Source organism: Paraglaciecola sp. 20A4 (genome assembly GCF_011378905.1).
Taxonomy (GTDB): Bacteria; Pseudomonadota; Gammaproteobacteria; order Enterobacterales; family Alteromonadaceae; genus Paraglaciecola.
On the sequence record NZ_WTPY01000006.1, the window covers coordinates 205,143 to 231,812 of the forward strand.

General features: G+C 42.5%; 23 protein-coding genes. 15 read left to right on the forward strand and 8 right to left on the reverse strand.

The features are described from left to right. Nucleotides 1–264: 264 nt before the first annotated feature. The 3 genes from GQS54_RS09170 (at nucleotide 265) to GQS54_RS09180 (ending at nucleotide 3,140) form a co-directional block, all read left to right on the forward strand. Nucleotides 265–654: a DUF2750 domain-containing protein gene (locus GQS54_RS09170; protein WP_166423687.1), complete on the forward strand. Its 390-nt coding sequence runs from the start codon at nucleotides 265–267 to the stop codon at nucleotides 652–654. A 2-nt stretch (nucleotides 655–656) separates the two neighbouring features. Beyond that, nucleotides 657–1,259, forward strand: coding sequence for a hypothetical protein (locus GQS54_RS09175; protein ID WP_166423688.1), 603 nt, complete (start codon nucleotides 657–659; stop codon nucleotides 1,257–1,259). 150 nt (nucleotides 1,260–1,409) lie between these two features. Next, nucleotides 1,410–3,140 (forward strand): SufS family cysteine desulfurase, encoded by a 1,731-nt coding sequence (locus tag GQS54_RS09180; RefSeq protein ID WP_166423689.1) that lies wholly within the window; start codon nucleotides 1,410–1,412, stop codon nucleotides 3,138–3,140. 33 nt (nucleotides 3,141–3,173) lie between these two features. Here GQS54_RS09180 and GQS54_RS09185 read toward each other — a convergent pair whose 3' ends face one another. Further along, nucleotides 3,174–3,713, reverse strand: a complete 540-nt coding sequence (locus tag GQS54_RS09185; protein ID WP_166423690.1) for an isochorismatase family protein — start codon at nucleotides 3,711–3,713, stop codon at nucleotides 3,174–3,176. A 264-nt stretch (nucleotides 3,714–3,977) separates the two neighbouring features. On the opposite strand from GQS54_RS09185, the gene GQS54_RS09190 reads away from it, so the two are divergent. Then, nucleotides 3,978–4,955 carry a purine nucleoside permease gene (locus GQS54_RS09190; RefSeq protein WP_166423746.1) on the forward strand — a complete coding sequence of 326 codons (978 nt, stop codon included), beginning with the start codon at nucleotides 3,978–3,980 and terminating at the stop codon, nucleotides 4,953–4,955. A 107-nt stretch (nucleotides 4,956–5,062) separates the two neighbouring features. On the opposite strand, the gene GQS54_RS09195 is transcribed toward GQS54_RS09190, so the two are convergent. After that, entirely contained in the window at nucleotides 5,063–5,278 is a 216-nt protein-coding gene (locus GQS54_RS09195; protein WP_166423691.1) for a DUF3565 domain-containing protein, read from the reverse strand. 250 nt (nucleotides 5,279–5,528) lie between these two features. On the opposite strand from GQS54_RS09195, the gene GQS54_RS09200 reads away from it, so the two are divergent. Both GQS54_RS09200 and GQS54_RS09205 read left to right on the forward strand, forming a co-directional pair. Further along, entirely contained in the window at nucleotides 5,529–6,152 is a 624-nt protein-coding gene (locus GQS54_RS09200; RefSeq protein ID WP_166423692.1) for a MarR family transcriptional regulator, read from the forward strand. Beyond that, nucleotides 6,152–6,877, forward strand: a complete 726-nt coding sequence (locus GQS54_RS09205) for a DUF3307 domain-containing protein (protein WP_166423693.1) — start codon at nucleotides 6,152–6,154, stop codon at nucleotides 6,875–6,877. Before GQS54_RS09200 ends, GQS54_RS09205 begins: the two co-directional genes overlap by 1 nt. A gap of 15 nt (nucleotides 6,878–6,892) precedes the next feature. On the opposite strand, the gene GQS54_RS23255 is transcribed toward GQS54_RS09205, so the two are convergent. From GQS54_RS23255 to GQS54_RS09225, 4 genes are all read right to left on the reverse strand, one after another. Continuing rightward, the gene (locus GQS54_RS23255) at nucleotides 6,893–7,192 is read right to left on the reverse strand and encodes a 2OG-Fe(II) oxygenase (RefSeq protein ID WP_166423694.1); all 300 of its coding nucleotides are present in this window, start codon (nucleotides 7,190–7,192) and stop codon (nucleotides 6,893–6,895) included. Between the two features lie 105 nt (nucleotides 7,193–7,297). Next, a complete protein-coding gene (locus GQS54_RS09215; RefSeq protein ID WP_205967696.1) occupies nucleotides 7,298–8,677 on the reverse strand; it encodes a diguanylate cyclase in 1,380 nt (459 codons plus the stop codon). Between the two features lie 187 nt (nucleotides 8,678–8,864). After that, entirely contained in the window at nucleotides 8,865–10,103 is a 1,239-nt protein-coding gene (locus tag GQS54_RS09220) for a glycosyltransferase (protein ID WP_166423695.1), read from the reverse strand. A gap of 4 nt (nucleotides 10,104–10,107) precedes the next feature. Beyond that, nucleotides 10,108–11,334: a GGDEF domain-containing protein gene (locus tag GQS54_RS09225; protein ID WP_240919882.1), complete on the reverse strand. Its 1,227-nt coding sequence runs from the start codon at nucleotides 11,332–11,334 to the stop codon at nucleotides 10,108–10,110. A gap of 120 nt (nucleotides 11,335–11,454) precedes the next feature. Between GQS54_RS09225 and GQS54_RS09230 the strand changes: the two genes are divergently transcribed. After that, nucleotides 11,455–12,507 (forward strand): 2-dehydropantoate 2-reductase, encoded by a 1,053-nt coding sequence (locus tag GQS54_RS09230; RefSeq protein ID WP_166423696.1) that lies wholly within the window; start codon nucleotides 11,455–11,457, stop codon nucleotides 12,505–12,507. Here the strand turns inward: GQS54_RS09230 and cysZ are convergent. Then, complete coding sequence (gene cysZ / locus GQS54_RS09235; RefSeq protein ID WP_166423697.1) at nucleotides 12,504–13,232, reverse strand: sulfate transporter CysZ; 729 nt, start codon at nucleotides 13,230–13,232, stop codon at nucleotides 12,504–12,506. The two genes, GQS54_RS09230 and cysZ, sit on opposite strands and share 4 nt — an antisense overlap. Nucleotides 13,233–13,446: 214 nt before the next feature. Here cysZ and smc point away from each other — a divergent pair, with 214 nt between their 5' ends. Genes smc through GQS54_RS09255 form a run of 4 tightly spaced genes read left to right on the forward strand, consistent with a single transcriptional unit; the run spans nucleotide 13,447 to nucleotide 20,642 of the window. Continuing rightward, nucleotides 13,447–16,932 carry a chromosome segregation protein SMC gene (gene smc, locus GQS54_RS09240; protein WP_166423698.1) on the forward strand — a complete coding sequence of 1,162 codons (3,486 nt, stop codon included), beginning with the start codon at nucleotides 13,447–13,449 and terminating at the stop codon, nucleotides 16,930–16,932. Nucleotides 16,933–16,954: 22 nt separating this feature from the next. Continuing rightward, nucleotides 16,955–18,217 (forward strand): cell division protein ZipA, encoded by a 1,263-nt coding sequence (gene zipA, locus GQS54_RS09245; RefSeq protein ID WP_166423699.1) that lies wholly within the window; start codon nucleotides 16,955–16,957, stop codon nucleotides 18,215–18,217. Nucleotides 18,218–18,266: 49 nt separating this feature from the next. Then, nucleotides 18,267–20,300 (forward strand): NAD-dependent DNA ligase LigA, encoded by a 2,034-nt coding sequence (ligA, locus tag GQS54_RS09250; protein ID WP_166423700.1) that lies wholly within the window; start codon nucleotides 18,267–18,269, stop codon nucleotides 20,298–20,300. Nucleotides 20,301–20,303: 3 nt separating this feature from the next. After that, the gene (locus GQS54_RS09255; protein WP_166423701.1) at nucleotides 20,304–20,642 is read left to right on the forward strand and encodes a DUF3392 domain-containing protein; all 339 of its coding nucleotides are present in this window, start codon (nucleotides 20,304–20,306) and stop codon (nucleotides 20,640–20,642) included. A gap of 93 nt (nucleotides 20,643–20,735) precedes the next feature. Here GQS54_RS09255 and GQS54_RS09260 read toward each other — a convergent pair whose 3' ends face one another. Continuing rightward, nucleotides 20,736–21,275 (reverse strand): DUF2062 domain-containing protein, encoded by a 540-nt coding sequence (locus GQS54_RS09260; protein ID WP_166423702.1) that lies wholly within the window; start codon nucleotides 21,273–21,275, stop codon nucleotides 20,736–20,738. A gap of 49 nt (nucleotides 21,276–21,324) precedes the next feature. Here GQS54_RS09260 and GQS54_RS09265 point away from each other — a divergent pair, with 49 nt between their 5' ends. The 4 genes from GQS54_RS09265 (at nucleotide 21,325) to GQS54_RS09280 (ending at nucleotide 26,661) form a co-directional block, all read left to right on the forward strand. Then, a complete protein-coding gene (locus tag GQS54_RS09265) occupies nucleotides 21,325–23,613 on the forward strand; it encodes a DNA internalization-related competence protein ComEC/Rec2 (RefSeq protein ID WP_166423703.1) in 2,289 nt (762 codons plus the stop codon). A gap of 95 nt (nucleotides 23,614–23,708) precedes the next feature. After that, nucleotides 23,709–25,466 (forward strand): lipid A export permease/ATP-binding protein MsbA, encoded by a 1,758-nt coding sequence (msbA, locus tag GQS54_RS09270; RefSeq protein ID WP_166423704.1) that lies wholly within the window; start codon nucleotides 23,709–23,711, stop codon nucleotides 25,464–25,466. After that, nucleotides 25,463–26,452: a tetraacyldisaccharide 4'-kinase gene (lpxK, locus tag GQS54_RS09275; protein ID WP_166423705.1), complete on the forward strand. Its 990-nt coding sequence runs from the start codon at nucleotides 25,463–25,465 to the stop codon at nucleotides 26,450–26,452. The genes msbA and lpxK overlap by 4 nt, the downstream gene beginning before the upstream one ends. A gap of 2 nt (nucleotides 26,453–26,454) precedes the next feature. Then, nucleotides 26,455–26,661, forward strand: coding sequence for a Trm112 family protein (locus tag GQS54_RS09280; protein WP_166423706.1), 207 nt, complete (start codon nucleotides 26,455–26,457; stop codon nucleotides 26,659–26,661). Nucleotides 26,662–26,670: the final 9 nt, after the last annotated feature.

A 26,670-nucleotide genomic window follows, 5' to 3' on the forward strand; every position in this document is an offset into this window, starting at 1 on the left:
ATCCTGCGGTTTAAAGCAAGTTAATCAACAGCAAAAAACACATGTCTTTTTGGCGTTTTTTGGGTGGATGGTGTACTCTTCGCCACCGATTTTGCTGACGTTGATTTATTACCTTTTCCAGATGTTGTTAAATAACATCCTATAACCGGTTATAATCAAGTTTTTGATTAAAATTCGCACAAAGTTGATGTGCAGATCGCACTGGTATAACGTGTTCGTTAGCGCAAGAAACTATTTACACACTCACTATTTCAGGAATTAAATATGACGGATATTTCAGCGGAAGACTTTATTGCCCTTAGTAAATTGTTGCCCGAGGAGCGTTTTGATTATGCGATCAGCCATATGATAGAGACCCGACATTTATGGGGGCTTTTTGGTGATAATGGTTGGTTAATGCTTAAAGCCGAAGATGATGCCTGTATTCCTGTATGGCCTTACGCTGAATTTGCCGAGGCATGGGTAAAAAATGATTTTCCAGATTGTAAGCCTAAGCAAATTGATTTTACTGAATGGCATCAATTATGGTTACCGGGTATGCAAAAAAATAACACTTTGGTGTTGGTTTTCCCTTTGAGTGAAGATGAAGAGGGGATCATGCTTGAAGCACAAGAAATGCTAGAGTGTATAGATGAGGAACTGCAACCCGAGTAATTGTGTCACGCGCTATGGTATTCAATGCGGGTTTAGGTGAGCACAATGCCCGTATTAATGTGTACATTGCTAATCGGCCAAATTATCAAGATTTTGCCACCCTCAATATGCTAAAGGAGCTAAATGACGGAGATATTGAAGCGCTCAATCGGCATTGTGGCAACGGATGGCGAAAGGTTTTTAACGTGTATGCCAAACTGATATTTGCTTGGCGAAGCGCAGATCCTAAATTAGCTAGGGAGTTACCTGGTGCTCAATGCCATAATTGGCAAACGTATCGGGATAATTTTTTGCTGCAAGCAGAGAGTCAAACTTCGTTGCTTTTTACTCCTCCTATATTTCGTAATCAACTTGATTTACCTAATGAGGGGCAATTAGTCGCTAATGCTACCTATCATATTATTATGGGACGCACATACGCTAAGTCGTTGTTGTCAAACTCAGGGCCTAAAAGTGGTACCGCAGCGCATATCAATTTAGTGTGGCTTGATAATGAATTTGCCTATGACACAGCCTATCGTCTTGTCGTGTGCCCGTATTTTGATTACCGCCAATTATCAAATGCTAAAATTATTCGGCTAATCGAAATATTAATGTCCCTATAGTGGCATGTGTGCGCCACTCGTTATCGCGCAAATAAATCAACCCACTGAGTTTCAGTCAAATGCCTAGGGTTACATATTTGCAAATTTACTTGATTAAGGCGTTGATTTTAACAACAATCCGCACCTGCTATTTCTTCCTTTGAGAGTGTTATGTCCGAGTCATTTCTGCGCCAACAATTTCCCATATTTGATCTACAAAAAGTCGAATTGCCTTGGGTATATTTTGACAGCGGAGCGACGACGCAAAAACCTCAATCAGTGATCGATACAATCAACCAATTTTATACGCAGCAAAATGCCAATGTTCACCGCGCTAGTCACAGAGTTTCTGCGGCAACAACAGAGTCGTTCGAGCAGGCGCGCAAAGAAGTGGCCACTTTTATCCATGCTGCCAGTGAAAAGGAAATTATTTGGACCAAAGGCACCACAGAAAGTATTAACTTAGTAGCGTCGGTCTTAGCTAAGGGGCATATTTCAGCGGGAGATGAAATTGTACTTACAGCACTGGAACACCACGCCAATATTGTGCCTTGGCAACAAATTGCTATAGAGCTAGGGTTGCGCATTCGCGTGATCCCCGTGGACGAAGACGGCGTATTGCAACTCGATAAAGCCAAAGGTCTTATCACCAATAAAACAGCACTAGTTGCCATAGGTCATGTGTCCAATGCACTGGGTAATATTAATCCTGTTGCCCATATCATCACGCTGGCAAAAAAGTATGGTGCGCTTACGTTGATTGACGGCGCGCAAGCGATTGCGCATTTACCTGTCGACGTGCAGGCTTTGGCATGCGATTTTTATGTTTTCAGCGGGCATAAAATTTTTGGCCCAACGGGAGTTGGTGTGTTGTATGGCCGTCAAGTTCTGTTAGAAGGCTTGCCGCCATATCAAACTGGCGGAGAGATGATAGATAAAGTTAGCTTTTCCGGTACAACCTTTCAAGGCCTGCCATTTAAGTTTGAGGCCGGTACACCGAATATCGCTGGGGTGCTAGGTTTAGGCGCGGCAATTTCTTTTGTGCGCACTTATCAGCCAGTTATCTATGCGGTTGAACATGCATTGTACGGCGCCCTTGTTGATGGTCTTAAGAAGATTAACGGCATGCGTTTGTGGGGAGATTTAAACAATAGTATTTGCGTTCAATCGTTTAGCATTGCTGAGGTGAATAATCAGGACATGGGTCTGTTGCTCAACGAACATAATATTGCCGTGCGAGTCGGTCATCACTGTGCCATGCCGTTGATGCAGGCTTTAGGCATAGACGGTACGGTACGGGTATCTTTAAGCTGCTACAACACATTAGATGAAGTGCAGCATTTTTTGCAAGTGCTTGAAGGGATTGTGCATACGCTTCGTCCACATATTCATTGTGATCGCATATTCGAACATACGGCTTCAAAACCATCTCTCACGCTTATTAACGAAAATGTGCCAATAGCCGATAGTGAAATCAAGGACAAGAAGAGCCCTATTGATATCGGGGCAATGCCTCTTGCATTGAGTATTCAGCAAGCAAGTAGTTGGGATGAAACATATCGCCAAATCATGCTAGCAGGTAAGCAATTAAACAAACTGCCAAGTGATGACTATATCGGTCAATACGAAGTGATGGGTTGTGAAAGTCAGGTTTGGCTTAAGTGTGATAAACAAGGTAATTATTTAGCGTTATCCGCTTACTCACCCAGTAAAATCGTAAGGGGATTATTGGCTATTATTTTTGAGCCACTAGCCCATTTAACGATTAAGCAGATTGAACTGTTTGATTTGCACGCTTATTTAGATGAGTTGGGTTTAGGCCGACATGTTAGTCAGTCACGGGGTAATGGCCTACAAGCTGTGATTGAGCAGGTAAAAGCCTATGTTAAGGGAGTTATTTAGCAGGGCAACGTGAGCAACAAGAGTGGCTCATAGCTATTTTATTAACGGTAAAATGGCTTTAAAGGCTGGTGAACGGCTATCACCTATCAGTTCGTACAAAACCATTTCTACACTGGTAATTGATGCACCATTAGCGCTCAATTTATTAATGGCGAGAGTTTTGTTTTCTGCCTTTCTAGCTGAAATTGCATCACAAACAACGTCGACGGTATAACCTAAGTTCATCATCCCCATTACGCTTTGATAAACACAAATGTGAGCTTCGATACCACATATCAGCCAGTGGTCTCTTTTTGCTGTTTTTAAAGCCAATGGGAATTCTGTAGCGTCACAAGCGTTAAATGTATGTTTAATTATCGCGTTATAAGGGGTTAACTCATCGGCGAGTTCCGCAATAGTTGAGCCTAATTTTTGCGGTGCTTGTTCTAGATAAATTATGGGTAGATTTAACGCTTTCGCCCCTTTTATCATGGCCAGTGAGTTGCGAATTAACATATCGCTTTGGTGAACCATATGCGCCAAATTACCTTGTATATCTACAATAACAAGGCCAGTATTTTGTATTGTTAACATACAGGCATCCTTAACTTGAATAGTCATGGTACGTTAGCTAAGCGCTAACAATATAACAATACAATTTAGTGCGTTAGTGCGTCATTGTGGTGCGTGGTAATATGAAATAGCGTTTTATTTTTAGTTAAGCAATTGATTTTAAAATATTATGTTTTAATTTTTTAAGGTGCGTTTTTTGCTTTGTCATATCCAATTAGCAAACGCGGGACCCTTAATAAGACCCGATTAATTAATTTTAGGAGTAGTCAGTTGAAGTATGTATTTATGGCCTTGAGTTTGTTGTTAAGTGGGCTAGTTTGTAGTGCAGAAATAAAGCCTATACCCGTTAAGGTATTTATCGCGGGCATGTTTGAAATTGGTGCGAATCAAGGGGATAAAGCAGGTGAGTTTCAGCATTGGTTTGAGCGCTACTTTACCAACAGTGAACCGCTTATGGTTAAAGGCGCGTTAGGGCCAGTTTTTTGTAATCAAGATGGTGTTTGTGGTTCCGTTTTAGGAATGGGCAAAGTTGCATCTTCTTCGTCTATGCAGGCTATAGTTTTGAATAGCCAATTCGACTTTACACACAGTTATTTTGTTATTAGTGGTGTGGGTGGTACGCCACCATCAAAAGGAACGATTGGTGATGTGAATTGGGGAAGTTGGTTAATTGACTATGATCTTGGGCATCGCTGGATGCCAGATGAAGGCAAATCGGGTGAGCCGGTTTTTATGCCAAGACAAGGCTATGAAGACATCCGTCGTTATCAACTTAACGGTGCTCTGGTAAATTGGGCTGTGGCGTTGACCCGGAATGTGCAATTAATAGATTCACCAGATGCGCAAGCTTATCGCATGCGATACCCTCAGGCTCAAGCGCGTCGCAAGCCAGCGGTAACGGTTGGTACGCATATCGCCGGAGATACATTCTTTCATGGTCCAGGATTGTCGGCTGAAGCCCAGTATATTAGTCAGCTATATGGGGCTGATGACTATATGATTGCTGAAATGGAAGGTGTGGCGATAGCACAGGTATTATCCCGTACTGTAGGTATTGATAGAATACTGAGTTTGCGCGGGGCGGTTAACTTCGACCAAGGTAATCCCAACGAAAATACCTTGGCACACCTTGATCCTGCGCCTGGCGAAACGGCGGGAGGTTTTACTGAAACAGTGGAAAATATTGTCTTAGTAGGGGCAACCGTAGTCGATACAATAGTGACCAAATGGCCATCTTTTAAAGATGGTTTTATGACTAAATAGCGATAAATCCCACTTTTCCTCTATTTGGGAAACGAAACTGTCGGTCAGCCTTTTCCTTTCCTTGCTATTTGCTTTTCTGCACCGCTAGGCGCTTTAAGTATGAAGGATTAGATAGGCACTATAAAGTCCACTGGTGCGCCTTCATCACACTTTTTACATTCAAGTTTGACGTTAAGATGGCGTTGGCGACCTTGTGGTGTGACGACCCAAGGTCTGTTCGTCCATGGGGGATTGTGGCGTACATGCTGATGATGACCGCAAGCTAATTTTGCTACCCAATGTAATTCATCGTCTTGAGTGAATCCTATAATAGCGTGTTGCACGTGATGTTCCCCTTTGTAATTATATTAGTTGGTTGGCATTTGTACTATTGCAGATCATTCTATTACATATCCTGCATTCAATAAGGTCGTCCTAAGCATACAACTTTTTTTGGTTGTTTTATTTAATAACATCCTTTTTAGGTTGTTGTTCTGTTTAACAATCCAATTTGGTTGTTTTTATTGCGAGTTAAACAAGTATGGTTATACACTAGGCTTGAAATACATGTAACGATAGGCAAAGGTGGTATGCATGATTGCTGTTTTGACAGGGGATTTAGTTGACTCGACAAATATGTCGCGCCAAGATTATCAACTGGCGGTTAGGTTGATGGAGGATTATATTCAAGCTTGTCAAAAGCGTTTCGATGTACGAGGTGAAATATACCGAGGAGATGCAATACAACTGATTTTCAGCCAGCCTCAATATGCTATGCGCATCGCGATTGAATTGAAAAGCTTACTTATTTCAGCACCAAATGCAACAAAGCCCATCGGGATTACCTTGTCTATTGGTCTGGGAGAACAACTGATTGAAGGTAGCACACCAAGCGTATCTCAAGGCTCTGCTTTTACATTATCAGGAAGAGGGTTAGATATAACGCCTAGCGGCCATATGAGTTTACATCATGAGGGAGGGGACTTTTATGATGCCCTTGTATTAGCTACGCAGTTTCTGGATCATCTATTGTGCTCTCATACGCAAATACAATCTAACGTGTTGTACCACTACTTACTGGCGAATTACCCGACGCATTCGCAGTTGGCAACAGCTTTGGGCACGAGTCAGCAAAATGTGACAAAGCACTTGACCCGAATGGGTGCTGAGCTAGTTAAGCAGTATTTAACCTTATACGAGGCCAAGGTGAACAATTAATGGAATTATTTTTATTGATGATCGTCGCCCATATATTAGGTGATTTTTATATTCAAAAAGATGCTTGGGTAACATGCAGGAAACGTCATCATCTGGCCTCTTGGGGATTACTCAAACATGTACTGTCACATGTTTTACTATTGATTATATGTATGTGGATTGGTGGGGCGCTGAATGGACAAGGATTAATTGCCGTTGTCTTGATAGGTTTTTCCCATCTGCTAATTGATCTATGGAAGTCTTATAAAACCGATAGTATGTATTACTTTTTATTGGATCAGGGACTTCATATATTGGTCCTTTTTATCGCTTGGTCGGTAGTGTCAGGTTTTACCTTAGCTGATATTAAAACTCAGCTGTTACTGGTGCTTCAGGTAAAATATTTAGCAGTCGGTTGTGCTTATGTGATTGCCTGTCGCCCAGCATCAATTGCAATTTCTGTGGCATTGGGCAGTTATACAGAACAACTGGCTGACAAACAGTCTGGACTGGCTTCTGCTGGGCGCTGGATAGGTTACTTGGAACGTTGCTTAATTATCTCATTTATCTTAATTGGTCAATTTGCAGGGGTGGGTTTTTTACTTGCCGCCAAAACAATTTTTCGCTTTGGCGATTTGACTAAGGAAAAGGACATGAAGTTAACTGAGTATATGATGCTGGGCACTTTATTGAGTTTTTCGTGTGCTTTGTTATTGGGTTGGTGGGTCAATAGAAGTGTATTCTAATTTTTAACACGAAAACTAAAGTGTTAATGAAATACTCAGTATTCTACGTTCGCCCTTTTCAATACGCGTCACGCTATGTTCATATTTATCTGGCCTGAACAAATAAACGCGTCCAAAAAGATTTAGAATGCATTTCTGACAGCGAAAAACCCCTCCAATTTGAGGCTGTTTCAAGACGATATTGAACTTGTAATATTTACCGTTGGGTACGGGATCAATGTGCGTCATCACCTTATGCTGATTAGGGTAAGTGACTAAGTATGCCGAGATAGACTTAGACGTAAATAATACCTTGTTACGAACGCGAGCGAGCAAAATGTACTCCATAACTAAATAGTTAAAAAGCGATTATAACATGCAGTAATAATCGCTTTTTAATATACTCAACTCTTAACTAGAACGATCGCTACTAAGTTAGTACTAGCTTGCAAACACTCGTACACAACTTTTTCCCGCGTGCTTCGCCTCGTATAGCGCATCATCAGCCACCTTGATCAGGCGCTCCAAAGAGCGGGGGGTAGGCGAATATGTCACACCAAAACTCGCTGAGATAAACATATTAATCTTGTCTATAGACAGAGGATGACTAGCAATCATAGAGCACGTTCGCTGGGCTATGATACGTGCTTCTTCCAGTTTAGTTGACGGAAGTAAAATAACAAATTCTTCCCCTCCCCAGCGCGCGATAGCATCGTACTCACGTAATTCATTTTGTAGTAACTGGGCGATTCTAATCAGTACCTTGTCACCTATATTATGGCCGTAGGTATCGTTGATTTTCTTAAAGTTATCAGCGTCTACCATGATCAGGCTGGCTTCTTGATTCGCTCGGACAATTTTATCAAAACGCCATTGAATATGCGCTCGATTATGCAGTTGAGTGAGAGGGTCAAGTTGATGTTTTTTAGCTGACTCACGTTCAAAAAAGCGGATGACCAAGTGCGCGCCAACAAAAACTATAAAGATAATCAACACGAGCAAAGAGGTATGATTAGTAAACGCCTCGGTACTGGCATCTTTACGCGACGACAACGGAGTTAATATGTACATTTTCCAGCGCAGCACTTTGATATCAATTTGCGCAATCAAGCTCGCGTTGCCGAGTGTTTTAACAATAATATTATTTAGGCTAGGTAAGGCTTGTTGCTCTGGGGTTAATGCTTGAAACCAAGGTAACTGTTTGACCTGTAAGATACGCTTGCCGTTTGCAAGTAACTTTGGATCAGATGCCAAAACTATATCTTGTTTGTTATCCACAAATACAAAGTCATAACCAAATGAGTCTTTGTATCTATCAAAAGCATCTAAGAATGTTTTTAAACGTTTACCAACGCCTATAAAACCGAGGAATTGTCCTTGGTCATTAAACACTTTGACGTCGAAATAGATATGCACATCTTGTCGATTACCTAGCGCTGCGGCCACATTTAGTGGTTGTTCTTTAACGCGAAAGTACCATTCTACTTCACCTTCCTTTAAAGCCAGTGTTGTACCGTTAGAGTTGTACTGAGTACGGCTGTTTTCACTGGCCACAAAAAAGGTCATGTTATAATCCATTGACATGCGCTCAACTAAAGCAAGTAGAGCACTATCGTCAATCGTATCGGCACTCATTAAATTACGGAGTGTTTGTGTATTGGCAATAACTTGCGCGGTATGTAAAGGTTTGACCAATTCTTCGGTAATTAAATCGAAGGCGGGTGACATAGATTGTTGTTGAAGACGGCTTTGTTCTTCCACTGAATCGGATAAGGTAAAGTAGCCACTGACGCCAACAGCAATAGCCATAATAAACAACATGATGGGCACTTTGAAGCCAAAAAGGGGCAAGCTACTTCGATTGTGTGTGCTCAACAGTAAAATCCGAGATAAAAACAGGTAGCAGATACTACGTGTTCTTACCACCTATTTGAATACCATTTTAGTGGTAGATTTTGAATAAAAAACAGCCGAAATTTAGCACCATTATTTATGATGTATTATTACCTCACGAATATTTGTTTTTGGCCTCAATCCATTGGGCCATATATTGGGTACTTTTATGTTGATGGTGTTGCAACATACTGCCGGTGAAGTTTTTTAGGCGATGTTCAGGTAAGTTTCTTTTTAATTGTTGTAGCTGATTAATAAGAGCAGGTCCAATACGTCGTTTATCAAAACGCGCCAATGCTTTGTTGGCTTTTATTTGCGCGCTATGCCACAGCGCCTGATCACGGTATAAAGTAATGGCTTGGTTAGCAATCTCTTGGGCGCTATTGGCTACCAAGCCCGGCCAATCTGCTTCATTGCACATGCCTTCAGTACCAATCGATGTTGTTACGCTAGGCGTTTTACACAGCATAGCTTGTGCAAGTTTACCCTTGATACCAGCACCAAAGCGTAGAGGGGCCAAGCAAATACGTGCTTCGCTCATCACTGCCTTAGCATCCTCTGCCCAACCTTTAATATAGAAACCCTGTTTAGGGTTGTGTAATTGGGTCGCTTTAGGCGGTGGGTATGCGCCATACACATGTAATTCTGCAGCAGGTAGGGCTTGTTTTATGCGTGGCCATATTTCCGCTTTAAGCCACAATACCGCATTCCAATTAGGTTCATGGCGAAAATTACCTATGCTAATAAAATGCTGTCGCTGTGAAAATGTTTTGCTACCGATTTGCGTGTCTATATTGACGATATCAAGCATAAAAGGACAATGGTAAAGCAGAAAATCTGGCACGTTAAAGGTATCAATTAATAACGCGAGTTCATAATCGGAAATAATCAACGTTAAATCACAGCGGTAAATTGACGCCACCTCACGCAGCGCTATATCGCTTTTTAAATCGCTTTCAGTTACTGACCGGGTTTGTTTCAACGCCTGATGGCGAGCATTTCGTAAGCTGTGCATGTCTTCTGTATCAAGCACTCGCAGTGCATTGGGGCAATGTTTAGCGACTCGCCAACCAAACTGCTCTTCTAGCATAAAGCGATCAAATAACACCATATCGGGTGCCTGAGACAAAATAAAGTCGTCAAAACTAGAACAGTTTAGCGTGATACTGTGCTCACTAATCCCTAAGTGGGTGAGATCTATTTTATGCTCGCCTTGAAGCGCTGGACTCGCAAAGCTGACTGACCAACCCTGTTCGAGAAAAAGCGTTAACAAGCTCATCATATGCTGACCTGCTGCTGATGAATTTGGCTCTGGCCAAACGTAGCCGATGACTAATACCTGTTGAATTGACATAGAGTTATCCGGGTTGAGACGCCAGTTGAACGCAGTTTCGGCCCGCTTTTTTGGCCGCATATAAGGCGATGTCAGCTTGCTTCATTATATCGCTGAACTGACTGTTTTGTTTGTTGCGTTGGGCAATACCAAAGCTGGCGGTAATCTTAACTGTTTTTCCTTGAGATTGATTGCTCGTGGAACGTTTCGGGGCTTTTTTAGGGCGAGGTTTATCCCGTAAAGCAATTGGATAATCGGCTATTAGCTGACGTAGTTGTTCAATAAAGGGCAGGACTTCTTGCGGCGATTTACGGGGGAATATTAATACGAATTCTTCCCCTCCATAGCGGAAAGCCTTGCCGCCACCGCTAACTTTATTTAAACGACTCGCCACAAGCCTTAGCACTTCGTCACCCACGTCATGTCCATATGTGTCATTAAACGTTTTAAAATGGTCGATATCGGCCATCACTACAACATATTTTCGCCCGAGCGTATTGACGTATTGCATTAGAGCACGACGCGACGCAATCGTGGTGAGCTCATCTTTAAATGCCATATTGAAGCTGTCTTTTAATATGGCATATAGAAAACTCGTCGCTAGTGTTAGCGTTAACACGTTGTGCAATTCAAATTGTGCATACGCTGGCATCATGGCAACCAGGACAACACTAAGTAGCAGAGCGCCGTGGTTATTGTCAGAGATGGAGATAAATCTTAGAAAGCAAAGCGTTAGCATTAAATACACGATTAACCATTCAAACGGGGTATATAGCGCATTTAATCGAGGATCAATATTATTGGCAAAAGTATATATTGGGCTAATTAGGTTTTGTGTAGCGAGCGGCAAATAGCTCAGCGTTACCCAGCTAAATCCACCAATAAGTATTATTTTCACCAGTGTAATGGCCAAATTATATAGCGAGAACCCATTGTCTTTCGCAAAGCTCAAATAACTCAATAGCATTAATGTTATTAGCAGAAAACGGCTGGAAAATTCAGTTGAAATGGCTATTTTCCCATGTGTAAAAAACAGTAACAAAGCAAGCAAAATACAGCACCAAAACAATCGGCTACGGCCAAACAACAATGCAACGACACCGGCAACCGCTAATGCTGAGTACCCAATCCAGGGTAGTGGAACGAACCAGTCGACTAATAACGAAGGTTGGGTTGCTACGAAATAAATAACAACAATTAACAGCGCTGCATAAACAAAGATATGGCGTAGAATATTGTGCAAATGGATCAAAGTGTCAGGCTCAAGCTTGGCGTAAACCATTATTGTATGGAATTTTTGCTTGTTTCATAAGAGCATGTGTTAATTTGGAGCAAATTAAATGAATATTATCAATCTGTTAAAAGGAGCCGTATGTCGTCTCATGTAATTTTTGGCGCCGGACTAATTGGCAGCTATATCGGTGCGTGTATGCATCAATTGGGCGTAAATGTAGCGTTAGTTTGCCGTCCTGCGATTAAACATAAATTGTTATCGGAGGTAACGCTAACTGATTACCAAGAAAATTATGCAAATGTTACAGGACTTAACTTTTTAGATATTGATGTTTTAGCGCGTCTTAAGCCCAACCAATTAGAGTGTGATTTCCTGTGGCTGACGGTAAAGTGTCACGGCGTAGCGCAAGCGGTACGAGATATCGCGCCATTAGTGAGCGATAAAACGGTCATTCTATGTTGCCAAAATGGCTTAGGTTCAGAAAAGCCAGTTCAGAATGCCTTTCCTAATAACGTGGTGTTACGCGTTATGGTGCCGTTTAATGTTGTTGAACTAAAAACGGGGCACTTGCATCGTGGTTCACAAGGTCAGTTAACCATTGAGCAAACAACTAACGGGCAAGTCAGTGAAACCTTGCAAAAAATACTTAATAGCGCTTTGTTACCTGTCGCACTTACTCATGATATGCAGGCACTATTGTGGGCAAAGCTTCAATTAAACTTGGGGAATAGTATTAACGCTTTGGCTGACATTCCGGTAAAAAATATGCTGCAGCAGCGTGGATATCGCCTTGTTATTGCTACTCTTATGCGGGAGCTGTTGGCGGTAACGAATGAGCTTGGAATAGAATTGCCCAAAGTAACCACGTTACCGGCTAAAATGGTGCCCTACGTACTCAAACTTCCGAACTTTCTGTTTACGCTTGTGGCGAATAAGATGTTAGCCGTCGATCCAAATGTGAGAACGTCAATGTGGTGGGATATGTCGCAAGGGAAACCTACTGAAATCCGTTATCTTAATGGTGCCGTGGTGAGTGCTGCCGAAAGATTAGGTCAGGAGGCGCCTGCTAATAAACGCATTGTGGCGTTAATAGAGTCTTTGACTAGCACACATGGAGCGAAAAAAGATTTGGCTTATCTTTCGCGGCCCATAAGTGCTAAACAACTGCAAGACTTGATCCGAAAACCTTAGATTTCACCGTGTAACTTCGGCTTAAGATTGTCTACCCACATGGCCGTTGCACCACAAATTGCGACGGGCATAACCAAAAAGTTCACGATGGGGATCATCGAAAAAATGCTAACCCCAAAACCAAAGCTAAAACAGTTTGCACGGCTTTGATTGAGCGTTCTACGCATATCTTTGAAGGATACTTTGTGATTATCGAAGGGGTAGTCACAATATTGAACAGCCATCATCCAGGCGCTAAACAGGAACCATAACACTTGACCAATCACAGGTAAGATAAAGAACAATAATAGAAAGCCAATAGCGCGCGGCAAATAATAGGTTAGCTTTGAAAATTCACGGCCTAAAGTGCGAGGAACGTCTTTTAAAACATCCAATACGCCCGTATCCCCTAAATCTTGACCGGTAAGGTGTTTCTCTACTTTCTCGGCCAATAAACCATTAAATGGCGCCGCTATCCAGTTAGCTAATGTGCCAAAAATAAGCGCAAAAACTAGTAGAACGCTGATCACGGCTAACGGCCAAATAATGTAGTTTAGTGCGGTTTTAAGCCAGCCTAACCAGTCGGGGATCAATCCCACCAACCAAATGATTGCGCCATCAATTTGTCCAAAAAGGGCATAGAGTGCGACTGCAAATAAAATTAGATTCACTGTTAAGGGGATAAATACGAAGCGCTTTAAGCCCTTTGTTTGGATAAGGGAAAAGCCTTGTAGGAAGTAATTCACGGGTTAACCTCTTTTGTATACTAATCGTGCATTTAATTGTCGCTGGCGAATAATTATCTAATACGTTGAATTAATTGGCAAATGTCGATGCAAACTTCAGGTATTATACCGACGAAGTACTGTGCAGCAAAACGTCAATTGTTACACGGGGTGAGTTTTGCTACATTTTCACTGTTTCCCATAATAACGATAAACTGGAATCATCTTTTTATTCATGCGTTTAAAGAAAATAAAGCTCGCGGGGTTTAAGTCATTTGTCGACCCTACCAGTATTCCCTTTGTAGATGATATGACTGCGATTGTCGGGCCTAATGGGTGTGGTAAATCAAACGTTATTGACGCTGTACGCTGGGTTTTAGGGGAGAGTTCCGCTAAAAACCTGCGCGGCGATGCTATGATCGACGTTATTTTCAACGGTTCAAGCGCTCGAAAACCTGTATCCCAATGCACAGTTGAATTAGTTTTTGATAATACCTCAGGACGTATTCAAGGTGAATTCGCCAGTTATAATGAAATTTCAGTTAAACGCTTAGTTAGTAAAGACGGTCAATCTAACTACTTCCTTAATAATAGTAAGTGCCGGCGCAGAGACGTCACTGACTTGTTTCTTGGAACAGGGCTGGGTCCCCGCAGTTACGCCATTATTGAGCAAGGAACTATTTCGCGCTTAATCGAATCAAAACCTCAAGAATTGCGTATTTTTATTGAGGAAGCCGCTGGCATCTCCAAATACAAAGAGCGCCGTCGTGAGACCGAAACCCGTATTCGACATACCAAGGAAAATCTAGAGCGATTGGAAGATGTGCGAGGTGAACTTGGCTCTCAATTGCAAAAACTTGAGAAACAAGCTTTAGCGGCTAAGCGTTATAAAGAGCTAAAACATCAAGAACGCCAATACCGCGCAGAATTAGCTGCAATCCGCTGGTTAAATTTTGACGATGCCATTAGGAAGTTAGAACACCAAGCACAACGCCAAGAAACGGATCTTGAATCTTTTATTGCTCGTCAACGCGGCGATGAAAAAGAAATTACAAATTATCGAACTCGTCAGCAAGCCCATAAGCAGCAATTGCAAGACACCCAACAAGCATATTTTCGTTCGAGCAACGATATAACACGCCTTGAACAAAACCAGTTGCATCGCAAGCAGCGTATAGCGCAAATTAATCAAGAGCTTATTATGTTGCAAGAGGCCATAACTCAGAGTGAGACCGAGCAGAACAGCAGTGCCCAGCGATTATTGGATTTAACGGCCTTAATTACTCAGCATGGATCAGAACATGCGTTAGCTGAACAAATTTTAGAAGATGCCGCTTGGGAATTGCAAAGTGGTGAAGAACGATTAGCCGGTAAGGAGCATCAATGGCGGGAACAAGAACAAAGCCACCAGAAATATAAACAGCAAGCACAGACCTACCATGGCAACATTCAATCTACTATGACCATGCAGATGCGCACTCAAGAACGCATAAGTGAAATAAACGCTGAAATAAAAAGTTTGCAGACTGATGATTTTGAATTGCGAATTGAAGATGCTAAAAAAGCTCAACAATGTAACAAAGTCAAATTTGAAGACGCGCAATTATGCTGTCAAACACTCAGTAAAAAACTTCATCAAGCGGAGATTAATTGGCGTGAATATAGCGAGCGAAAAAGCCAAGCGAGCGGCGAACTTCATGCCATAGAGGCTCAAATAGCTGCGCTACAAAGCGTGCAAGATTTGGCGAACGGGCATCAAGACTTACAACAGGCATTCCTTGAAGAAAATATAACCACTAAACCTTGGCAAACGTCATTGAAGGTCACTCCTGGCTGGGAGAAAGCACTCGAAACTGTTACTGCTCAGTGGCAAAATGCCTTACTGATTGAGCACGATGATGATATAGACAATTTGTTGCTACAGAATGAAATACGTGGACTAGCAGCGGTGTTTAGTAATGCTAAAGTGCGCGAAACAAAATTGAATACTTTAAGTTCAGTGCTCAATGATTGTCGTTACCCTAAGTGGATGGGGGATATCAAAATTGTGCCGACCCGAGAAGAAGTACTGGCTGAGCGCGTTACATTAAATGCTGACCAAAGTGTGGTAAGCCCTGATGGATTATGGGCCGGTAGTGATTGGTTATTTGATGGTTGTGCAGATGAGCAAAGTGGCGCAATACAAAGATCTAATGCGATAGGTGTGCTGAATGCTTCACGTCCAGATAAACAATCTGCCTTGGCGCTAGTTGCAGATGCGAACGAGCGAGCAGCGCAAGACGTTTATCGATTACGCCAAGAAAAAGAGGATGCCAACCGTTCACTTGCAAACTGTTCTGATGAGCTCAATAAAAGCAAAAATCACGTTCAGTGGTTATTGCAACAACAGCAAAGCGATAGCAATCGACAGCTCAAACTCGAAACTGAATTGCACCGACAGCAGGAAGTACTTAAGCAGGAAGAGTTACAGCTAGACGAGCTCACTGCGCAAACCGAAGAGCTGGCTGATACTTTGATGACAATGCAAGAGCAGCAAATTGAAATTGAGCAACAGCGTGATTTGTCGAACAATCAGATAAGAGAACAGCGTCATCAGCTGGATAATTTGAAAAATCAACAGCATCAACACGCATTGACGTTAAAAGGACAACAGGCTGAACAGCAGAATTTACAGGTTATACAGGCCCGGGAAAGTGCTCAGTTACAGAACATGTTATACAAAAAAGAGCAATTGGCCTTAGAGCTCAAGCAATTATCTACTCCGCTGGACGAACAAGTGGGTTTGCTGCAAACACTGCTGCTTGAACACCAAGCGTTAGACGTAAAACAGCAGAAATTACAGATCGAGCTGGGCGAAATTGAGCATGAACTTGGTTTGATCGAAAAAGGTCAGCAAGGGATAAATATTCAGATTCAGCAAATGCAGCAAAATGTACAAAATACTAAATTGGAATGCGAAGGTTATCGCGTTCGAGCCAATGGTGTTGTTGATCAGTTAAAAGAGTTGAAAGTTCAGCTTGAGCCGTTACTTGAGGGTCTCAGTGATACCGCTGACGAAAAACAATGGCAAAAGTACGTGGAGCGAACCGTTGCGGATGTCGCTAGATTAGGGCCCGTTAACTTGGCTGCAGTGGAAGAGTACGATGTACAAGCGCAACGTAAGCAACACTTAGATGAACAAAATCAAGACCTTGAGTCAGCACTTGAGACTTTAGAGCAAGCTATCCGTAAAATTGATAAAGAAACAAAAAGTCGCTTTAAAAATACCTTTGATCAGGTTAATAATGGGTTACAAACCTTGTTTCCAAAGGTGTTTGGTGGTGGCTCGGCTTATTTAGCATTAACGGACGATGATTTACTGGAAACAGGGGTGAGTATTATGGCAAGACCGCCGGGTAAGAAAAATAGTACAATTCATCTGCTTTCTGGTGGAGAAAAAGCGTTGACCGCTTTATCATTGGTGTTTGCTATTTTCCAGCTGAACCCCGCACCATTTTGTTTGTTAGATGAAGTGGATGCGCCATTAGATGATGCTAATGTAGGGCGTTTTTGTAAGTTGGTCAGTGAAATGTCAAGTAGTGTGCAATTTATTTATATCACCCATAACAAAATTGCGATGGAGATGGCGAGTCACTTAACGGGCGTAACCATGGCGGAACCGGGTGTTTCGCGTATGGTCGCTGTTGATGTAGAACAAGCGTTAGCTATTGCGCAAACATAACTAAAGGGTATGAGTTAATTCGATGGAAGATGTATTACGTTGGACGTTATTTATAGTAGGCACCTGCGCGATTGCTGGGGTGTTAGTGCATGGTTTGTGGGTGTCTCGAAAGACTTCGGCTAAATCCACAAATAAAGTTAAGATAGGACGCTCAAATAATGAAGCAGCTGAACCACAATTTTCATTAAATGAGGATGATGATTTAGGTGTTGGCCCTGTTCGGGTTATAAGCAGTGCTCAGGTACCTGACGAGCAATCTCATCAGCATTTTGCAGACGACTTAGCCGATACTAAGCATGCGGATGAAGGGCAGCTTCAAGAAAGCCGTCACGTCAAACGCGAATCATTGAGCGAGGAGGCATTAGAGCCGGTGACATCCGAGGCTTCAATCGCTGAGCAGCTAGAGACTGTGGTAACCGTGGCTCCAGGCAAAGTGTATGCTTCTGTCGTCACCCAACCTAAGCCTGAATATGCCGCGCAAGCTAATCATTACACTCATGCTGGCGCGAAGCAATCTCGGGACATACCCGAGCCCCCTACATTTTTGTTAAAGGGAGGACAGCAGGTTTCCGCTCCTATTGCTGAAAATCCAGACGCGCAGCCTCCAACGTCCCAGCCAAGTAATGCTAGTGTACAGTATAGCCCTAGAACTGTTGAACCCAAGCAACAGGTTGAAGCCGATATGACAGAACGCGCGTTGCATAGTCGCAAAAATGAAACTGCCAATCGCAAGCGAAAAGAGCCTAAATTTGCTGATGATCAAATGAATATCGATTTTGATGAGCAGCAAGCTGACAGTAGTAAAGTCTCTGCAAATGTTCAATCCAATGAAACTAAGTCGAATGTAGATGAACAGCCACAAGAAGTATTAGTCTTAAACGTTAAAACTGCTGATGACGAACCTATTCAGGGGGCGAGCCTATTACCAATGTTGCTCACCCTCGGTTTTAAATTCGGTGACCAAGATATCTTTCATCGTCATGTAAACGCTAATGGTAAAGGCCCAGTATTATTTAGCCTAGCAAATATGTTTAAGCCTGGCGTATTTGATATCGATCATTTGGAAACGTTTACCACACAGGGGGTGTCATTATTTATGATCTTGCCCATTGAAGGAGACCCTCATCAGGTTTTCAATATGATGCATAATGCAGCACGCAAAATCGCCGATGAATTTAATGGTCAAATTCTAGATGGTCGTCGGAGCATGTTGACCAAACAAGGCTTGCAACAATACGTTGAACGCATTCGCGAGTTCGAACGTAAGCGAATGATACATCGCTAATCTGGGAGCTTTCGCTCCCTATTTTCTTTGAATATCTTGGAACACCTATATGTCTAATGATTTGTCACCTGCCCAAAGGTTGACGCAACTCATCAATACAATCAGTGAATATAATTATCAGTACTACGTCGCGGATAATCCTACGGTACCGGATGCTGAGTATGATCGTTTAATGCGCGAATTACTTGAAATAGAAAAATCCCATCCTGATTTACGTAGTCCTGATTCTCCTTCACAAAAAGTAGGTGGGGCGGCGCTAAGCGCATTTGAACAAATTGAGCATGAAGTACCCATGTTGTCTCTTGATAATGCCTTCGATGAAAACGATATGATTGCGTTTGAAAAGCGCATAAAAGACCGATTAAACATCACAGATGAAATTAGCTTTAGTTGTGAGCCTAAGCTTGATGGCTTAGCAGTCAGTATCTTATATGAAAACGGTAAATTAGTGCGTGCAGCCACTCGTGGTGATGGTCGTGTTGGTGAAAACATTACTTCAAATGTACGCACTATCGCCAATGTCCCACTTAGTTTGCGTGGTGATACTTATCCGAGTCGTTTGGAAGTGCGAGGCGAAGTGATTATGACTCGCTCTGGTTTCGTTAAGTTAAATGAGGCGCAAATTAGCAAAGGCAAAAAGCCGTTTGTGAATCCAAGAAATGCGGCGGCGGGAAGCCTGCGCCAGCTTGATCCAAGAATTACAGCTGCGCGACCTTTGTTGTTTTACTGCTATTCGTTAGGTTTGGTTGAGAATGAAAAACAGCCGTTGGACATCACGCATTCAGCTAGACTGAAGCAGTTAAGCGAGTGGGGTTTACCGTTAAGCAAAGAGCTGGAAACGGCCCAAGGCGCGAGTGAATGTTTAACCTATTTTCACAAAATAGGCGAGTTGCGAAGCCAACTAAGCTACGACATTGATGGTGTAGTATTCAAAGTTGATAATATCGAGATGCAACAAGCTCTAGGCTTTGTTGCACGAGCACCGCGTTGGGCCATAGCACATAAATTTCCAGCGCAAGAAGAAATGAGCACCTTGCTAGATGTTGAGTTTCAGGTTGGGCGCACCGGTGCCATTACGCCTGTTGCGCGTCTTGAACCGACCTTTGTAGGTGGCGTGACGGTATCGAATGCGACCCTTCATAACCAAGATGAAATTAGCCGGCTCGGCATCATGATTGGCGACACCGTTATTATTCGTCGGGCAGGGGATGTTATACCGCAAGTCGTAGCAATCGTGGCTAATAAACGCCCCGAAGACGCACGAGAGATTATGTTTCCAATCGCGTGTCCGGTATGTGGCTCAGCTATTGAAAAGCTTGAAGGTGAAGCGGTTGCTCGCTGCACAGGCGGCCTCTATTGCAAAGCACAACGAAAAGAAGCGATGAAACATTTTGCTTCCCGTAAAGCCCTTGATGTTGATGGGCTAGGGGATAAGCTGATTGAACAACTGGTCGATGCTGACATGGTAAAAAGCCCAGCAGACTTCTTTAATTTGGATATCGCCCCGCTGTCAAGTATGGAACGTATGGGTGAAAAATCCGCCGTTAATCTGGTTAATGCCTTAGAAAAGAGTAAAAAAACCACATTGGCTAAATTTCTTTATTCCCTTGGGATTCGGGAGGTAGGTGAAGCAACTGCACAAAATTTAGCGCAACACTTTTTAACCCTTGAAGACATTGAACAAGCGGATATTGAATCTCTTCAAACTGTATCTGACGTGGGGATTATTGTTGCTCAACATGTATTTAATTTTTTTCGAGAAACGCACAACCTTGACGTTATAAAAGCGCTATTAGAAGCAGGTGTGCATTGGCCAAAAATTGAAAAAATTGCTCTGGATACGTTGCCCTTAGCCGGACAAATTTATGTTTTAACAGGCACGTTAAACGTGATGGACCGTAATCAGGCTAAAGCTAAATTACAAGCTCTTGGGGCCAAGGTCGCAGGCAGCGTTTCAGCTAAAACTAGCTGTTTAGTTGCTGGCGAGAAAGCAGGTTCAAAACTGACGAAGGCACAGGATTTAGGGGTCAAAGTTATGAACGAAGACGAGATGCTGAAAATGTTTTCTGCGCTTGAAGGTTAACGCATGGACACAACCATTATATTTGATGCTCTAGCTGGCTTAACGCATTGGGTGAGTCCGTATTATGCTGAAGTTGCCATGACGATAGTCGCTACTATATTGGTTATTTATGGCGATGTATTGAACAAAAAAATTAAACAGGTTTTGGCACCCTATCATTTTATTGTGCGCACTTCGGTATTTGTCCTTATCTGTGCATTCGGATATGGCGCACTTGTTATTTTTACTACGCCCCATGTAAAGCTTGTGCTGTTAATGATCCCCAATCTATACCGTGGGATCTGTATTGTTAGTGTATTCCTGTTGTTAGGGTATTTAGCAGAGCACAGGCGTTATATTTAGCGTGCTATTTAGATGATTACATTGATATTAACGATGCAATAAATTTATGTTTTATTCGCATAAAGAAAGCCTGCTTACGATGCGGGCTTTTTGTTATTTTCTGAGCCGGGCTCTGCTTGCAGCGTACTTAGCTTGGCGCACTTGCCATGCTTTGACCACTGACCAACGCCAAATGTAATTCAACCCTAAAAAGCCCGCTAAACCAAATACGATAGAACAGACCCCACAACCCAGCAAAAATGCAGGTCCAATAGTTTCGATACTCTGTACAACCCAATCCCAACTTAGCTGAAAATGAAAGGCTTGGGTGTCCGTCCCCAATATTGTGGCGCCGACGAGATATGCACCGTAAAAAATCGGCGGCATGGTGAAAGGATTTGTTATCCATACGGTTGCCACTGAAAGTGGTAAATTCACTCTAAGGGGGATGGCTGCGCCAGCAGCAAGCCACATCTGAAACGGAACAGGCCAAAATGCGAAAAATAGTCCAACGCCAAATGCCCCAGAAGCAGAACGACGATTCAGATGCCAGAGGTTAGGGTCGTGTAAAAGAGTACCAAATACCTTCAATGCTTTTTGCTTTTTAATTTTATGATGATCAGGTAAAAAGCGTCTAATAAACTTTTTCAGCATAATTCTCTATAATAAGTTGTGAAGCGATACAAAGGATGTGCCTAGCACTATGGACGGTAGACTTTTCAGTTTTATTGCAGCCAGTATGTCCGCCTTATTTTGGTTGTCACTTCCTGCGCTGTACATTCTACCAATAATCCTCTGTCTTATCATACTGCTGTGGCGGTTGCCGCATACCATTTCAAGCTACCAGCGAGTTAAAAACTTGAGTATATGCTTTTTGCTGGGCATTTTTTGGATGGCAAGTGTAGGGCATTGGCAGCAAACTTGGCAACTCCAAGCAGATGATTTTAAGCAAGGTATTTGGGTAAATGGGCAAGTTGCTAGCTTGATTGATAGTCAGAAAAGCACACGTTTTAACTTAGATATTTCTAATATTGATGGGCAATTATTGACACCTAAAAGACGTATCCGAGTAAGTTGGACCAAGCCTCCTTGGCCGATAAAACAAGGTTACGTGCTGCGGTTATGGGTAAAATTAAAACCACCTCATGGCTTAGCGAACCAAGGGACGTTTCATTATCAACAATGGCTATTTAGTCAGAATATTGTCGCTACTGGTTATGTTAAAGCAAATGAAAACAATACCTTACTCGAAGCTAGTGTCAGTCTAAGGCAACGATTGCTTGATAAAATTATGGCCACGCAACTGACGAGTGTTCCCTGGATTGCAGCTTTAGCGTTGGGGCATCGTGGTTTACTTACTCCTGATGATTGGCAATTAGTACAGCGAACTGGGATTGCCCATTTAATTGCTATTTCTGGATTGCATTTGGCGCTTGTGGCAAGCCTGTGCTATTTATTCATCGCAACGGCATTACTTTTTTGTTACCGAGTGTTAATCAACGGGCAAAAGGCAAATTTTTACTTTATTAGCGTAGGTATGACCTTATTGGCCACACTGGGTTATGCTTTTTTAGCGGGGTTAGGATTACCCGCAATGCGAGCATGGTTAATGCTCGCATTGGCTGCATTTTTACTCTTCACTCGCACGCATTGGGCGTTTAAACGTATTTTTTTGGTCAGTGTCAGCAGTTTTATTTTATTATTCCCTTTGAGCCTATTTGGTCAAAGCTTTTGGTTGAGCTTCAGTGCAGTATTGATTATTGGCTTTGTTTTTTGGCGTTGGCCAATAAAACAAAACGGCTTTTCAATTAAAGCATGGTTTGCAGGAATGTGTCGTTTACAACTGGCCTTGAGCATTTTGATGCTGCCATTAGTTGCTTGGCAATTTTCTTTTATTTCGTTGATTGCACCTTTGATCAATTTAATTGCCGTGCCCATAGTGACATTGATTTTAGTGCCTTTATGTTTGCTAGCAATATTGATGATGCTATTTTCATTGGCACAGTATAAAGCGCTATTGAGTATACTTGACCAAGGGTTGATGTTTTCGCTGAATCATTTAACGGCCGCAAGTGAGTGGTCAGGCGCAGCAATAAATGTGCAAGTTATACCAGCACTAGTTTGGATTAGCTTAACGTTAGCAACGGTCACATTGTTGTTACCAAAAGGTTTGCTTCCGAGGATCGCAGTCTTAGTGCTTTGTATCCCATTACTGAGTTTTGGTTTGCAGCCCCATTCAACTCAATGGCAGATTAATGTGTTAGATGTTGGGCAGGGCTTGTCGGTGGTTATAAGCAGATACAATCAGGCTTTTGTATACGATGTAGGCGCGTCCTATCCCAGTGGTTTCAATATGGCCGATAGCGCGCTCGTACCGTATTTACGGAGCAGGGGCATAAACAAAATAAACACATTAGTGCTAAGCCATTTCGACAATGACCACAGTGGCAGTTTGCCAGCGCTTCAAAGAGCTATGCCTATATTACAAACTTACACCACCAAAGATGTGTGTCGTCAGGGATGGGAGCTAACATGGCAAGGGCTCAATATATCTGCCTTGTGGCCGGATGACCCAACGTTGCATAGCGATAATAATAGCTCATGTGTACTGCAAATAACGGATGGCTTTACCCGCGTATTATTAACGGGGGACATTGATGCATCTGTTGAGCAAAAACTCGTGAGCGATTATGCACAGGCATTGGAATCACAGGTGTTGGTTGCGCCTCATCACGGCAGCAATACTTCCTCATCGTGGGAATTTATTAATGCCATTGCCCCTGATTATGTCATTTTCAGTCAGGGCTTTATGAACCGTTGGGGATTCCCACGACCCGAAGTGCTTAAGCGCTATAAACAAACTGATGCCACGTTACTTCGTACCTCTGAGCAAGGACAAATACAGCTAACCATTGATAACGGCACGATTAAGGTGAAGAGTTTTCGTGAAGATATATATCCTTATTGGTATGCTAATCGTCAGATTGATTGAAAATTGAGCATTAAATAATTGATAGTTGGGGAAATTCCTCCTAACAGTTACAATATCATGGTATATCCTTAACTAAGTCGAATTATAGCGCTTTCATGACACATAATTTACCGTCTCAAAATGTATTCAAACGCTTCGCCGTTTATCTAAAAGACTTCAAGTTGGCTTTTGCTGTTGCCATTATTGGTATGGTGGGCTACTCGCTGATCGATGCTTACGTGATTTCTCTACTGCAACCCATTATTGATGGTAACGGTGGGAAATGGGATTATGACTACCTGCGCTTAGCTGCATATTTTGTCATTCCGGTGTTTATCGCCCGAGGCATATTTAATTTTATGGGCACCTACACCCTTTCTTGGATATCAAGTCAGGTGGTAATGAAAATGCGGGAGCAACTATTTCATCAGTATATGCACTTGCCTGTTGCATTCCACGATCATCATCCATCAGGTCAGCTGATTTCAAAAGTGATATACGACACTGAGCAAGTGGCTGGCGCTGCTGGCAAAGCATTTTTGACGTTAGTCAGAGAAGGGGCTTTGGTATTTGGATTATTGTTTTGGATGTTCTACCACTCCTGGCAATTAGCGTTAGTGTTTATTTTAATTGGTCCTTTGGTGGCGGTGATTGTTTCGAGCGTCAGTAAACGTTTTCGCTTGGTTAGTAAGAATATTCAGCACGCGATGGGCAATTTAACCTCTTCTGCAGAGCAAATAATTAAGGGTCATAAAGTGGTACTCATGTTTGGTGGCCAAGATCTAGAAGCATCGCGCTTTGCAAAGAAGAATAATCACAACCGTCAACAAAATATGAAATTAGTCATAGCACAGATTTTAAGCGTGTCATCGATTCAAGTTATCGCATCAGTAGCACTTGCGGTAGTGTTGTATATATCCAGTAAACCTAATTTTATTACTGATTTGACTCCGGGTACTTTTGTTACTGTGGTAGTGGCGATGACCATGTTACTTAAACCATTGAAACAGCTAACAACCGTTAACAGTGAGTTTCAAAAAGGTATGGCCGCATGTGTGAGTATTTTTTCTATACTTGATAACCCTATCGAGAAAGATACTGGTACAAAAGCACTCGATAAAGCCAAAGGTAAGTTAGAGTTTAGGGACGTTACCTTTCACTACCCTAATAAAGATGATGCGGCTTTAACCGATATGTCGTTCACTGTTGAGCCGGGTAAAATGTTCGCCTTAGTAGGCCGCTCTGGCAGTGGAAAATCGACAATATCGAGTTTGTTGACACGTTTTTACGATGTAGAGCAAGGCACTATTTTACTTGACGATGTGCCGTTGCAAGATTTCAAACTGAAAGATTTACGACGTCAGTTTGCACTTGTGTCGCAACATGTGACCCTATTTAATGACACTATTGCGAATAATATTGCCTATGGCTCTGAAGGTCGGGTTACGCCTGAGCAGATTCTAGCGGCTGCCAAAACCGCTCATGCATTAGAATTTATTGATCAATTACCGAAAGGTATGGATACCCTTATCGGTGAAAATGGCTTGATGTTATCGGGTGGGCAACGTCAACGCCTAGCGATTGCCCGAGCGGTCTTATTAGATGCTCCGGTGCTGATCCTTGATGAAGCGACCTCGGCACTTGATACTGAATCAGAACGGTTGATTCAAGATGCATTGGAAACGTTACAACAAGACCGCACTAGTATTGTGGTTGCTCATCGCCTCTCTACTATCGAAAGTGCGGACCAAATTTTAGTTATCGAAAAAGGCTGTATTTTAGAGCAGGGTAGCCATGCTGCATTACTGTCTCAAGATGGTGCTTATGCCCAATTACACAAATTACAATTTGGTGACGGGCCAATCGCATCGTGAGAATAATAGAACGGGTTTGGTATCAGCACCCTTGGTATAAATGGCCTATTTTTATTGTACTTTTTCCTTTAACTGTATTGTTTTGGTTTGTATCTTGCGCACGTAAATTAGCTTATTCAGTGGGATTAAAGGCATCAATAAAGGTTTCAGCTCCCGTTATTATTGTGGGAAATATTAGCGTTGGTGGGAATGGAAAAACGCCTATGGTAGTCCATTTAGCCCAGCTTTTGACTGAAAATGGTTACCAGCCAGGCGTATTGAGTCGCGGTTATGGTGGACATAGCGACCAATACCCATGCACAGTAACATCAACCAGCGAACCGAGCGAAGTAGGTGACGAACCCGTATTAATCCAACAACACATAACGTGCCCAATGGTGGTTGATCCCAAAAGGGCCAGAGGTGCGCAGTTTTTGATTGATACTCATCATTGCGATGTCATTATTTGTGACGATGGCTTACAACACTATGCACTGCAACGAGATATTGAAATAGTGGTGATGGACGGTAAACGCCGCACTGGTAATCATTTTTTGATGCCTTGTGGGCCACTGCGCGAAACAAGAGCTCGGCTTAGCGAAGTCGATTTAGTGGTAACTAATGGTGAGCATGCTTCGGGAGACGAATACTCGATGCAACTTGTACCTGGGCAATTGGTGAATTTGAAATATCCCGATCGGCGTTTGTCGTTAGACAAGCTTGATTCGCCGATTGTTGCGGCGGCAGGCATTGGTCATCCCCAGCGTTTTTATCATTTACTAGAGCAACACACTGTCGTGATAAAAGAATGTCTAAGTTTCGTAGACCATCATGATTTTCAAGAGGGCGATTTGCCACAAGAACGTGTGTTAATGACAGAAAAAGATGCGGTTAAGTGTCGGCAATTTGCTTATCACGATTGGTGGTATCTGCCGGTTAAAGCCAAGCTCGACAAAGATTTTGACCAACAATTATTAACAAAATTACGTAACAAAAAAGTGAGATGAACATGGCGTTTGATAAAAAATTACTTGAAATTGTGGCCTGTCCAGTTTGCAAAGGTACGCTTATTCTAGATAAAGCTACGGCGGGAACTGAGCGCTTGGTCTGTCGATTTGATCGTCTCGCATATCCTATTGAACATAACATTCCTGTGCTGCTTGAAACTGAAGCGCTGGCGTTATCCAGTGAAGAATTAGAGAACATCACTAAGTAGGACGACAAC